Annotated in this window: 10 protein-coding genes; 1 reads left to right on the top strand and 9 read right to left on the bottom strand. The window is 63.0% G+C overall.

Annotated features, from left to right (window positions below; translation table 11 throughout):
• Positions 1-3: 3 nt before the first annotated feature.
• From PSEST_RS22355 to PSEST_RS04260, 7 genes are all read right to left on the bottom strand, one after another.
• Positions 4-1089: a restriction endonuclease subunit S gene (locus tag PSEST_RS22355; protein ID WP_051035494.1), complete on the bottom strand. Its 1086-nt coding sequence runs from the start codon at positions 1087-1089 to the stop codon at positions 4-6.
• On the bottom strand, positions 1086-3062 hold the full coding sequence (locus tag PSEST_RS04285; protein WP_015275810.1) for a type I restriction-modification system subunit M: 1977 nt from the start codon (positions 3060-3062) through the stop codon (positions 1086-1088). The genes PSEST_RS22355 and PSEST_RS04285 overlap by 4 nt, the downstream gene beginning before the upstream one ends.
• Before the next feature lie 122 nt (positions 3063-3184).
• Entirely contained in the window at positions 3185-4504 is a 1320-nt protein-coding gene (locus tag PSEST_RS04280) for a HipA domain-containing protein (RefSeq protein ID WP_015275809.1), read from the bottom strand.
• Positions 4504-4821, bottom strand: coding sequence for a helix-turn-helix domain-containing protein (locus PSEST_RS04275; protein WP_015275808.1), 318 nt, complete (start codon positions 4819-4821; stop codon positions 4504-4506). The genes PSEST_RS04280 and PSEST_RS04275 overlap by 1 nt, the downstream gene beginning before the upstream one ends.
• A gap of 174 nt (positions 4822-4995) precedes the next feature.
• On the bottom strand, positions 4996-6111 hold the full coding sequence (gene malK / locus PSEST_RS04270; RefSeq protein ID WP_015275807.1) for a maltose/maltodextrin ABC transporter ATP-binding protein MalK: 1116 nt from the start codon (positions 6109-6111) through the stop codon (positions 4996-4998).
• Between the two features lie 81 nt (positions 6112-6192).
• Positions 6193-7821, bottom strand: a complete 1629-nt coding sequence (locus PSEST_RS04265) for an alpha-amylase family glycosyl hydrolase (RefSeq protein ID WP_015275806.1) — start codon at positions 7819-7821, stop codon at positions 6193-6195.
• Positions 7822-7971: 150 nt separating this feature from the next.
• A complete protein-coding gene (locus PSEST_RS04260; protein ID WP_015275805.1) occupies positions 7972-8520 on the bottom strand; it encodes a sugar O-acetyltransferase in 549 nt (182 codons plus the stop codon).
• A 174-nt stretch (positions 8521-8694) separates the two neighbouring features.
• Here PSEST_RS04260 and PSEST_RS04255 point away from each other — a divergent pair, with 174 nt between their 5' ends.
• Entirely contained in the window at positions 8695-9318 is a 624-nt protein-coding gene (locus PSEST_RS04255) for a glutathione S-transferase family protein (protein WP_015275804.1), read from the top strand.
• A 45-nt stretch (positions 9319-9363) separates the two neighbouring features.
• Here the strand turns inward: PSEST_RS04255 and PSEST_RS04250 are convergent, their stop codons facing one another.
• Together PSEST_RS04250 and malT are read right to left on the bottom strand one after the other, a co-directional pair.
• A complete protein-coding gene (locus tag PSEST_RS04250) occupies positions 9364-9792 on the bottom strand; it encodes a hypothetical protein (RefSeq protein ID WP_015275803.1) in 429 nt (142 codons plus the stop codon).
• 134 nt (positions 9793-9926) lie between these two features.
• Positions 9927-12674 carry an HTH-type transcriptional regulator MalT gene (gene malT / locus PSEST_RS04245; protein WP_041756459.1) on the bottom strand — a complete coding sequence of 916 codons (2748 nt, stop codon included), beginning with the start codon at positions 12672-12674 and terminating at the stop codon, positions 9927-9929.
• Positions 12675-12757: the final 83 nt, after the last annotated feature.

Below are 12757 nucleotides of genomic sequence, written 5' to 3'. Positions count from 1 at the left end.
CCGTCAGGTGGTCAATGGTCGTCTGATTGCCGCCCGCGACGAAACCCCTAGCTGAGTGGCCATTTCCATGACGTAAAGGAAAAACTCGGAAGTATCGTTCTTACGACTATGCGGGCGTAGCCGGTGAAGCGCTTTTTGGTAATAGCACTCATCCAGCTCACCTCGCCATATCGCTGAGCGGCCAACATAACTTCCGCCTTCATTGACAAGAAGGTCGCCATCTCTGAGGCGGTACATAGACTGTGCATCTGGCGGAAAGTCCATCATTGGAAGGTCCGCCGTATTGATTGAATGCCATTGGACATCAAAAACACGCAGGTATGGCTTTAAATGCTCGCCCTGGGCGCGTTGTTCATTAAGCATCCGCCCGAGTTGGATTTCATAGCGATAGTTAGTTGGCACTACATCCCAATGCGCCGGCACCTCTCCCAGCCACTCGACGCCGGAGTCTTTCATCGGCAACGTCGGGTCGAGGCCTTTGGTGACGGCGTGGGAGATCACGGCCTGGCGCTTTTCCTTGAGCAGTTCGATCAGGCGCTGCTGCTCTTCGATCAGCGCGTCGATGCGGGCGGTTTCGTGGTCGAGGAAGCGGGCGATTTGGGCTTGTTCTTCCTCAGAAGGGACTCCCAGCACAATATTCTTCATGTCAGAAAAATTCGTGCTCCAGAGGTCAGCAACTATCCCCTTACCCCAACGGTAATATTCCTCTTGGAACAGCTCGCTTCTGAATAAGTGATGGATGTATGGACCGTGTAATCCAGCCGGGATCAATACGGTACATATCAATGAAACCGAGCCATCGAGTGGCGATAGCCCGGATGAGCCCTTTCGATCAGAGCGGCTATTGATAACAAAATCGCCTGCCAGAACCTTCTTTCGATTATCTCCGTCCTGCGTTTTTGCTGCGCTTTCAAGCCGAGGAACAATCCCGTTCTTGGTGACTGACAGAGGTTCGAACTCAGTATCACTAGCCCTTTCGCGACGCTCTTCAAAGTAATGGCCAAGGCGCTTGAGAGTCCAATGCTCAGGTACGTCCCCCAACCACAAAAAGCCTGACGCCTTATATTTCGGGTAGCAGGGAAATGTCATGCCGACAGCCCCTCGATCATCTGCTTGATTCGGTCGGTGCAGGCTTTCAGGTCACGGTCGATCTCTTCCAGCAGACGCGGTGGCTGGAACACGTAGAAGTGGCGGTTGAAGGGGATCTCGAAGCCGACCACGCCGACTTCGCCGTCCTGCGCGTCCGTCTTGCTTTCGTCGATCCAGGCATCCGGCACATGTGGTTTCACTTCGCGCTCGAAGTAGTCGTACACCGACTCGCCCAGCGGCACGTTCTCGTTGTCGCGCAGGCCGGCATCGGCTTCCGGCTGGCCTTTGACCATGCAGATATCGGCATCAGAGTCACGCTCGCTCAGGGCGTTGAGGATGGCCTTCAGCTCGGGCGTGCTGGGGAATACGTCGTGGGCGTTGAGTGCCTTCTTCAGCAGCTTGCTGAACTGCTCGCGGTTGCGATGCGCCGCGCTGGCATCCATAGCCTGCAGGGCTTCGATCAGGCGCTGACGTGCAGGGGCTTCCAGCTTCTCGATGGCTTTTTCTTCCAGCACCTTCTCGATGCGCTCAGGGCTGGTCTGGAAGTTCAGGCGCAACGGGCGCTCGACGGTGATGCGTCGATAGCCGAAAGCTTCGACCGGGAAGATCTTGCTCTGCGGGGTTTCCTCGAAGCGGCCATACAGGCGCACCAGCTCGTCGATCTGTTCCTCGGTGAGGTACTGGCGCTTGCTGCCCAGCGACTTGCGCATCTTGGCAAAGTGCTGGCTGCCGTCGATCAACTGCACCTTGCCCTGACGCACGGCAGCCTTGTGGTTGCTCAGCACCCACACATAGGTGGCGATGCCGGTGTTGTAGAACATGTCGGTGGGCAGGGCGATGATGGCTTCGACCAGATCGTTCTGCAGCAGGTAGCGGCGAATCTCAGACTCGCCCGAGCCGGCGCCGCCGGTGAACAGTGGCGAGCCGTTGAGGATGATGCCGATGCGCGAGCCACCGTCGCGCGGGTCACGCATCTTGCTGACCAGGTGCAACAGGAACAGCAGCGAACCGTCGGACACACGGGGCAGGCCGGGGCCGAAGCGGCCGTCGAAACCCTTGTGGCTGTGCTCGTCGGTGATCTGCTTCTGCACCTTCTTCCACTCCACGCCGAACGGCGGATTGCTGAGCATGAAGTCGAAGCGCTTGTCGGCAAGCTGGTCATTGGACAGGGTGTTGCCGAGCTTGATGCTGGCGACGTCCTGACCCTTGATCAGCATGTCCGCCTTGCAGATGGCGTAGGACTCGGGGTTGAGCTCCTGGCCGTGCAGGGACACGGTGACCTTTTCGCTGATGGACTGGATGTACTCGTCGCCCTCGGAGAGGAAGCCGCCGGTGCCCGCGGTCGGGTCATAGATGGTGACGATGCTGTTGGGCGCGAGCTTGCCGTCCTGCCCGGTGATCACCAGCGAGGTGGTGAGGTGCACGATATCGCGCGGGGTGAAGTGCTCCCCGGCGGTTTCGTTGGAGCTTTCCGCGAATTTGCGGATCAGCTCCTCGAAGATAATGCCCATGCCGAAGTTGCTGATGCGCTCGGGGCTCAGGTCGGTGGCGGCGAAACGCTGCACCACCTGGTAGAGCAGATTGGCGGTTTCCAGCTGCTGGACGAAATCTTCAAAGTGGAAGTGCTCGAAAATCTCACGGGCGTCCTTACTGAACGCCTGCACATAGCTCATCAAGTCAGCGGCGGTTTGGGTATCGGACAGCGTCCCGAGGGTCAGCGGCGAGGCGTTGAAGAACTGCTGGCCCGCGGCGCGCAGCAGGATCATCTCGCGCACGGTATCCGGTCGGCCTTCCTGCGCGAAGGTCTGTTTAATCACCTCGTCCTTGGTTGGAGCGAGTACGCATTCCATCCGCCGCAGCAGGGTGAACGGCAGGATGATGCGGCCGTACTGGGACTGTTTGAAATCACCACGCAGCAGGTCAGCGATAGACCAAAGAAAGGCGGCCGTCTGGGAATGGTTTTCCGTGTTCACGTAACTGCTCCTGGGTGAGGCGGCAAAGCCGCTACTTTAACCCGCGGAGCGTCACAGGGAGACCCGCGCAGACGCATAGCCTCACTATTGCTTGAGGTATCGCTTGAGGTATCGCTTGAGGCTCAGCGTATGCCAGTCGCACCGCTAACCTGACTCGCCATCTCCCTGATAACAATCTCGACGATGGCCCGCAGCAGTCGCATCTCACCGTTGAAGGTTGCACGAAGTGCTGGCTGGGCTTCGCTGAGTGCTTCGTTCTGCCGCTGCACCTCGTTCTGCAGCGCCGTGGCCTGCTGGTAGATCTTGCCCGCCAATGCGTCGATATGCTTTTTCGCGGTGGCAGGTTTGATGCCCATGCCTACCCCGGCATCGATCAACACGGCACCGGTAATCTCATGCAGGCACAGCACTCCATTGAGCGGCCAGGCCAGTGTCGATTGGGTTGGCCACTTGTCCTGATCGAATGCGCGGGTGCCGTAAACAGCTGTGCTCAGCAGGTCGTAGAACGGCGCCAATACCACGCCCTTCCGGCCCACGAGAAAGCTCAGGTTCTTCAGGTGGGCGTCTTCGTTACCGACGAGGGCGTTGAACACCAGCCATTTGAACAGCGCTTCGCGCGCTTTCACCGAAGGCACGCAGAGCTTCGCGATGTCGCTCAGTTTCTGCACGCTGCCGGCGCTGTACTTGTACTCGCGGGATAGGCCTGTCAGCTGGCAGGCGTCGATACAGTGCAGGCGCTGCCATTGGGCGTGAGTGAATGAGCGGTCGAATCGCTCGACCAGATAGATCGGTTGAGGCACGTACAGTCTGCTAACGGCCGGAACATCCAGCCCTAATCGCTTCGCCAAAGTCATGACGAACCATTCGTTAACGGCCGAATGGCCCCAGGCAATATCAGGGTGGTCGGGCTTGAGAATATGGGTGGATGGCGTACTTCCGGTGGGCTCCAGAAGCTCCCCATCCTGATAGATCACCGCCACCTTATGCTGAGCCCCGGCCAGGGACATCTTCTTTGCTGAGCGCTCGGCGAGCGGTACTCGCGGCATTTCGCGTATCCGCAAGGACAGCACTTCGTGGGTCAATGTCTGCTTGCCGCCTGCTAGCGGCTGCTGTCCGGGCGGGAGCAACGTCAGGGAGCCTGCAGACTCGGCGCCAAAGCGTTGCAGCAGGCTGAAGGCGTCCGCAACTGCAGCTCCGATGCTTTGGGCGATCAGCAGGCGCTGCCCTTCCTCGGGCAAGAGGTTGTCGAAGTGCCACTGCACGGGCCGTACGCTCGCGCCGTCGACATGTTCGTTGGGCTGCAGCGGCAACCCTGGACTTAGGGCGTGTGCATCGGGTCTGCTCAGCCACTCTTGGCTATACGCGAATGCCCATAAGCCGTTGAACTCGCGAAGCACTCCGACCAGAACATCGTTGATCCAGACATTGAGTTGCCGCTCCATCATTTCACCTCATGTTTCGAGGCGTCATGTTCAGAGCCTGCGGCCTGGCCGCGCTTGTGCTGAATATCCTGGAATTGCGCCATGGTTTCAGAGGCAAAGCTCTCAGGGACTTCAACCTCAACGGTCAGGCCCAGCTCTGTCAGGACCTGAAAGAGCTTGCCCCATTGCACCGTCTCGCCACCGCGCTCAACCTTGCCAAGAAAATTCTCGCTCACGCCGATGCTGCCAGCCGCGTCGTCCTGACGCATGCCCAAGGCCTTGCGGCTGGCGCGAATGAGCGTGCCAAGCTTTTCGGGGGAATCGATTTCAACCTTCATAGAAATCCTCACGGTCGTGAGGATAAGCATGCTGAACAGAGGCGGCTTTAGAAAATCCTCACGAACGCGAGGATTCTAGTCCGCATGACGTGTTAATCAAACAAATCCTCACATCAGTGAGGATTTTTTCTGTTGGCTCGCCACCAGCCTGCTCCACCGGACACAACTGGCAACTCACCCATAAATCGCTGGTTCCCGATAGTGCCGGGTGCACGCTTCGCCGTTTTCGCGGAACAGGTGGCATTTGTCGGCCTTGAGCCCGGCGGCGAAGGTTTCGCCTTCGGTGACGCGCAAGTTGCCGTCAACGCAGAGGGTGATGACGTCCTGCAGGCGTTCCAGGGTGAGGTAGAGCAGGTTGTACTGGCCCAGGCGTTCGGCCACGGTGATCTGGCCGTGGAAGGTGAAGTCGGCCTCGTCCGGCATGACGAAGTGTTCCGGGCGGATGCCGAGGGTAAGTGGATCGCCGGGGCTCACGGCGCTGCCGTCCACCGGCAGGGTCAGCGGGTAGCCGCTCGGCAGTTCGATGGTGACGGTTTCAGGGCTGGCGGAGATGGCGCGCACCTCGACGAAGTTCATCTGCGGCGAGCCGAGGAAGCCGGCGACGAAGCGGTTCTTCGGGTAGTGGTAAAGGTGCAGCGGCTGGCCGACCTGGGCAATTTCGCCGGCATTAAGCACGACGATCTTGTCGGCCAGGGTCATCGCTTCAACCTGATCGTGGGTCACGTAGATCATGGTGGAGCGGATGCGCTGGTGCAGGCGGGCGATCTCGATGCGCATCTGCACGCGCAGGAAGGCATCGAGGTTCGACAGCGGTTCGTCGAACAGGAACACCTTCGGCTCGCGGACCATGGTGCGGCCGATGGCGACGCGCTGGCGCTGGCCGCCGGAGAGGTCCTTGGGTTTGCGTTCGAGCAGCTTGTCGAGCTGGAGGATTTCCGCGACTGCTTCGACGCGGCGCTTGATCTCGCGCTTGTCGACGCTGGCGAGCTTGAGGCCGAAGGCCATGTTCTCCGCCACGGTCATGTGCGGATAGAGGGCGTAGGACTGGAAGACCATGCCCACCGAACGATCCTTGGGCGGCAGGTCGTTGACGCGCTGATTGTCGATCAGCAGATCGCCGGAGGTGATGTCCTCAAGCCCGGCGATCAGCCGCAGCAGGGTGGACTTGCCGCAGCCGGACGGGCCGACGAAGACGACGAATTCGCCGTCTTCGATGTCCAGGTCGATATGCCGGGTGATCGGCGTACCGTCGTAACTCTTGCAGATGTCGCGCAGCGTGACACTGGCCATGGTTATTGTTCTCCGTTGATGCCGCCAAGCTCTCGTTATCTGGCGCAGCGGTGGGCCAACCCCACCGCTGCCAACGCTCCCTTAACCCGCGAGCCGGACATAGCCGAAACCATGTGCCGGCAGCCGCGCCCAGTGGCCATCGTATTCGGCAAAGCTCGCCGGTACGTCCACCAGCGGCACCGCCTGCGCCGGCAGCTCGTAGCTGCGCGACAGATCGCCGAGGTTGAACAGGCACAGCCAGGCTTCGTCGCCCAGCCGCCGCTCGAACACCAGCAAGGCGTCGTCATGGTAGACCATGTGGATATCGCCCTCGATCAGCAGGCGCTGCTCGCGCCGCCAGCCCAGGAAGCGCCGGTAGCAATTGAGCATCGAATGCGGATCGGCATCCTGCGCGGCCACCGACAGCGAACGGTGCGAGTCGTCCACCGGCAACCACGGCTGGCTGCCGGTGAAGCCGGCATGGTGTGCTTCGCTCTCCCAGGGCATCGGCGTGCGGCAGCCGTCGCGGCCCTTGAATTCCGGCCAGAAGGTAATGCCGTACGGATCGACCAGATCCTCGTAGCGCAGTTCCGCTTCCGGCAGGCCCAATTCCTCGCCCTGGTACATGCAGACACTGCCGCGCAGGGATAACAGCAGAGCCATCAGCAAGCGGCCGCGCTCCGGGTCGGGCCGGCCGTTGAGCGCCCAGCGGGTCATCACCCGCACCACGTCGTGGTTGCCCATCGACCAACAGGACCAACCGTCCGCCAGTTCCCGCTCGATCCCTTCCACGGTATGCCGGATGTAGCCAGGGCTGCACTGCTCGGTGAGCAGGTCGAAGGAATAGGCCATGTGCAGCGTGTCGCCACCGCTGGTGTAGGCGGCCATGGTGCGCAGCGACTCGTCGCAGCCGATCTCGGCTACCGAAGAGGCACCGGGATAGCGCTGCAGCAAGGCACGCAGACGACGCAGGAAATCCATGTTCTCTGGGCGCGTCTTGTCGTAGATATGGCGCTGGTAGGCGTAGGGGTTATCGATGCGCACGCCGATGCTGCCCTCACGGATCTCGGTGTTCGGCGGGTTGTCGCGCAGTTCGGCGTCGTGGAAGTAGAAGTTGGCGGCATCCAGGCGGAAACCGTCCACGCCCAGCTTGAGCCAGAACTCCATGTCGTCGAGCAACTGATCCTGCACGGCGGGGCAGTGGAAGTTCAGGTCCGGCTGGCTGGAAAGGAAGTTGTGCAGGTAGTACTGCCGGCGCCGGCTGTCCCAGCTCCAGGCCGGGCCGCCGAACACCGACAGCCAGTTGTTCGGCACGGTGCCGTCCGGCTTGGGATCGGCCCAGACGTACCAGTCGGCCTTGTCGTTATCGCGGCTGGAACGGCTCTCGGCGAACCAGGGGTGCTGATCCGAGGAATGATTGAGCACCTGATCGATCAGCACACGCATGCCGCGCTCATGACAGGCTTCGACTAGCCGGACGAAGTCGTCCAGCGTGCCGAACAGCGGATCGACGCCGCGGTAGTCGGCGACGTCGTAGCCGAAATCCTTCATCGGCGAAGTGAAGAAGGGCGACAGCCAGATGGCGTCGACGTTGAGGCTGGCGATGTAGTCCAGCTTGTGCAACACGCCGGGCAGGTCGCCCACGCCGTCGCCGTTGCTGTCGAAGAAACTACGTGGGTAGACCTGATAGATCACCCCGCCGCGCCACCAATTCTGAAGTTGCTCGGACATGCCACGTTACCTATGAGTGACCAGTGAAGATGTGGCCACTCTAGGTGCGGCATCCGGTCGCAACATCCTCCGGCGGCGGGCTCTTGCAGGCGTAAGAGTCGGGCGTAGACGGCGCGCTGGCCGAGGGCGTAGACGGCGACAGCGAGCCGGTCAGCGTATCCGCGCCGGATTGCCGACCACCGTGGCGCCGGCCGGCACATCGCGGGTGACCACGCTGCCCGCGCCGATCACCGCATCGTCGCCAATCGTGACGCCTGGAAGAATGATCGCGCCGCCGCCAACCCAGACGTTGCGGCCGATATTGATCGGACGGCCGAATTCGACGCCCGAGCGGCGCGCTTCAGGGTCACGCGGGTGGTCGGCGGTGTAGAGCTGCACCGCCGGCCCGATCTGCGCACCGGCACCGATGTGCACCTCGACCACATCGAGAATCACGCAGTTGAAGTTGAGGAAGGCGCCCTCGCCGAGGTGGATGTTGTAGCCGTAATCGCAGTGAAATGGCGGGCGGATCACCGCACCGGCACCGACCGAAGCCAGGCGCTCGGCCAGCAGCGCTCGGCGCTCGTCCGGCGAGGCCGCGAGCGCCGCGTTGTAGCGCACCATCCAGGCCTTGGCCGCGGCCTGATCGGCGAGGATTTCCGGATCGCCGGGGTAGTACAGCTCGCCGGCCAGCATCTTCTGCTTCTCGCTCATCGCCATGGCAACGCCTCCTTCACTGAAAAGCCCGAGGGTGCCACAGCATGAAGCGGCCCTCCTCCTCCCCAAATGATGGCCAACGGGCGAGGCGATGGACGGTTCGGCCCGGCGCCTTCGCGTTCGCCGCGACCCTCGACTAGGGTTGATGCACTGTCCCGTTGCCTTTGGAGCACTGCCGTGAAATTGATCGGTCGCTATATGTCGCCTTTCGTCCGCCGCGTCGGCATCAGCCTGCATCTGTTGGAAATACCGTTCACCAACGAACCGCTCAGCGTCCTGACGGACAGCCAGAAGATTCGCCACTATTCGCCGCTGGGTCGGGTACCGGCGTTGGTGCTGGACGATGGTCAGGTGCTGATCGACAGCAACGCCATCCTCGATTATTTCGATCAGCAGGCTGGCGCCGAGCGCGCCCTGCTGCCGCTATCCGGCCCCGGGCGCAGCGAGGCGATGAACCTGCTGCCCTTCGCCGTCGGGGCCTGCGAGAAAACCGTCGCGGCGTACTACGAACGCGATCGGCGGCCCGAGGGGTTGGTCTGGGACGACTGGTATCGGCATTGCGAGGACCAGGCGCGTGGCGCGCTGGCATTGCTGGATGCACGCCAGGCCGAGCGCGGCGAGCGGCCGTTGTTTGGTGAGCGGATGAGCCAGGTGGATATCAGCGCGGTGGTTGCCTACGACTTCGCCCGTCTCACCCTGCCCAACACGCTGGCGCCAGATGACGCCTTTCCGCATCTGGCAGCGGCGTCGCAACGCGCCAACGCCCTGCCCGCTTTCGCCCAGACCCAGTGGAAGGGCTGAACGGCGCCCTGCAGGCCAAGCGCTATCGGACCATTGCCCGTGTGTTCAGCGCGGCGCGCGCACCTGGGCCACTACCTCGTCCAGGGTCGGGTTGGCCTTGCCCATGCCATTGAAGAATACGGCGGGAATACCGCCGTTGAGGACCGCGACGGTGCGCTGCAGCTGGGCCTGCTGCTCGGCGTTGGGGTTGCTCGTCTCGGTACTGAAGTGACTGGAGCGTTGCACCGCGATGCCCATACGGGAAAGCCCGGCCGCCAGTTCGTCGGCCCGCCGCGCTTCATCAGAAGGGCAGTTGACCGGTGCGAAGACCATTACCACGCCTGGGCGCGCACCACCGGGCATCGCCACCGGGATAAACCCTGAGGGGCTGCTTGTCGTGCTTGCCTGGAGCAGTGCCTCCTGCTGATGGCCGCTCCACAGTTTGTAGCCGAGGCCCAGGACGGCGGCCATGAACAGCACGCGTGTCAGGCTCATGGGCGGCCTCCGCCGTACTGTGCTGCGCCATGCGCGCAACGGCTGGCTCGCTGGTTGGTCTTCATCATCCGCCACATCCCTGTTGTGCTGTACGGCCGCGAGCATAGCCGCTCGCCTCGGCGGCGGCGAGCGGCCTAGTCCCCCTGAATCTTGCTCAGCAGGTCGCGCGCCAGCTGCACGGCCTCGCTGCGGTGGGTGATGTTGAGCTTCTGGTAGAGGCTGCGGATGTGCGTCTTGATGGTGGTGGGCGCGACGTTCAGGTGGTCGGCGATCTGCTCGTTGGACTGCCCGGCATGGATCAGGCTCAGCACCTGCCATTCGCGCCGGGTCAGCGGTGAGCGACGGATCAGCTCGGGGACGTCGGGGCGATTGATGATGTCCTGGATCACCGCCTCGTCGAGGGTGATGCGGATGGCGCGGCTGAAGTCGCGCTGCTGCTGCGCCAGCTGGATCAGCCGCGTGGCGCGCTGGGCTTCCGGCTCGTCGAGGGTGCGCTCGTGCAGCAGGCTCTTGAGCATGCCGATGATCGGCTTGCCGACGCGCAGAAAGCTACCGATGGCGCCGCTGCCGCTGGCCAGGGTCATCGCCCGCTGCAGGTGATCGAGCGCCTGCTGGCGTTCTTCGCGCAACCAGTGCAGCTGCGCCAGGAGGATGTGGTTGCGGTTGCGATCCATCACCAGACCGTGGCGTTCGGCGTCGGTCAGCAATTGGCGCAGGATCGGCAGTGCACTGTCCAGCTGGCCGAGCGTCACGTGGGCCCGCGCGTGGTTGCGCGCGTTCAATTGGGAAAAGTGGTTGGCACCGGCGCTGACCGGCGGCGCGCTGAGCAGCCATTGGCGAATCGCTTCGCGATCCTGGCTGGAGTCCCAGTAGGCGAGCATCACCGCATGGGCATTGGCCAACCAGTCGATGTGGTAGCGATCATCGGCGAGCATCGTCTGCATCTGACCGATGTAATCGGCACAGGCGCTCTGCTGGCCGCGGGCGTAAGCGACGCCCGCCAGCAACGTGTGGCTCTGCAGGCGCCAGCGCTGGTCGCCGAGCTCGTCGAGAATCTGGATGCCCTGCAGCGCGCATTGTTCGGCGGCGTCCAGCTGATGCCACTCCAGCAGTACCTGGCCGCGCACCCGATAGATGAACTCGACGATGGGCGTGGCACGCAGGTGCTGCTGTTCGATGTACTGAATGGCCCGTTCCTGCAGGGTGTAGGCCTTCTGCAGATGGCCCTGGGCAATGGCGATCTCCGACAGTTGGCCGAGGCTCCAGACCACCAGGTGCGACGCATTGATCTCACGGGCACGGCGCTCGGCTTCCTCGTACTGCTTCTGTGCCTGCGGCAACGCGCCCTGAACGAAATGCACTTCGGCCAGGCCGGACATTGCCGCCACCCGCGAGGTGCGCATGATCAGCGGTTCGCAGGTCAGCGCCTCCTGGGCCAGGGTGATGGCGCGCTGCTCATCACCCTGGTTCATCGCGACCTGCGCGCGCACCGCATTGAATTCACAGACGATGCGTTCCCAGTCCTGCTCGGAGCAGCTGCGCTGCAGCGCCAGTTCGGCAGCCTTGAACCAGCGTTCGACATGTTCGAACTGGTAGGAATTCTGCGACACCCAGGCCTGCAGCAGGGTCAGCAGCGGCGAGCCGGCGATTACCGTTTCCGGCAAGGTTTCCAGGCATTGCTGCAACAGCCCGAGCTGGCCCTGACGGTAGAAGGCGCGCCCGTGGCGCTGGAGGATTTCGGCGACCTGCTGCGGATCGCCGGCCTGCACCGCGTGCCGTGCGGCCTCCTCGGGCAGGTTCTCGGACAACAGCGCCTCGGCAGCACGCAGGTGCAGCTGGTTGACGCGCTGCGGCTGGTGGGTGCGCAGCTCGCCCTGCAGGAACACGGCGAACAACGGATGGTAGCTGTACCAGCGGCGCAGGCTGTCCAGCGGCTGGATGAACAAGCCGCCGCGTTCGAGCCGCTCGAGCATCTCGCGGCCATGGCAGGCTTCGGTCAGGCGATCGGCCAGTGCGGCATCGAAGCGCTCGAGCAGGCAGGTGGCTTCGAGAAAGCCGCGCAGGTCTTCCGGCAGGCCGTCGATCACCTGCTCGCGCATGTAGTCGCGGATATCGGGATGGCCGAGCAGCAGGTTTTCCAGAAACGAGTCCATACCGCGACTGGTCTGCACCTCCTGCAGCGCGAGCTGCAATGCACAGGGCCAGCCACCGATGCGCCGGTTGAGGCGCTCGACCTGCTCGCGGTTGATGTTTACCGGCACGCCCAGCTGCAGCAGGGCCTGCACCTCGTCGTCCTCGAAGGCCAGTTGGCGGGCATCGAGCAGCAGCAGCTGATGCTTGACCCGCAGCTCGGCCACGCCCAGCTCCGGCAGGCGCCGACTGCACACCAGCAGGGTCATCCAGCAGGGCATGTGGCGCAGGAAGAAGCGCAGCCCGGCGATCAGCTCACGCTCGTGCAGCACCTCGAACTCGTCGAGCACGATCAGGATCGCCTCGTGCTCGCCTGGCAGCTCGGCCAGCAACTGGGTGAACAGCGCGTCCAGCGACACCTGGCCCTGCTCGGCGAGTGCAGCGGCCAGCGGGCAGCCGGCATCGAGCTGGCGGTCCAGCGCCTGGGTCAGGTAGCGGCCGAACTGCAGCGCCAGATTGTCGCTGGCATGCAGCTGCAGCCAGGCGACGCGGCCATCGAAAGCCCGCGCCCACTGCGCCGCCAGAGTGGTCTTGCCGAAGCCGCTGGCCGCGTGCAGCACGGCCAGACGTACCTGCGGCAGGCGCAGCTGCCACTCGTCCAGGCGCGGGCGTTCGAGCAGGCCCGGCGGCAGCATGGGGATCGCCAGTTTGGTGGGGATCAGCGGCAGCAAGGCTGGCATCGAGGCATTCATGGACGGCTCCCTGTTCTCGTTCTTGTTGTTGTTTTTCCCGTGGCCTGGCGCACCGGCTCGCATGGCTCCCGCTCTCCGGTCTG

Origin of the sequence: Stutzerimonas stutzeri RCH2 (genome assembly GCF_000327065.1) — a bacterium.
Classification (GTDB): domain Bacteria; phylum Pseudomonadota; class Gammaproteobacteria; order Pseudomonadales; family Pseudomonadaceae; genus Stutzerimonas; species Stutzerimonas stutzeri_AE.
Note: the sequence above shows the minus strand (reverse complement) of the source record. Positions and strands in the feature narration are given on the sequence as shown.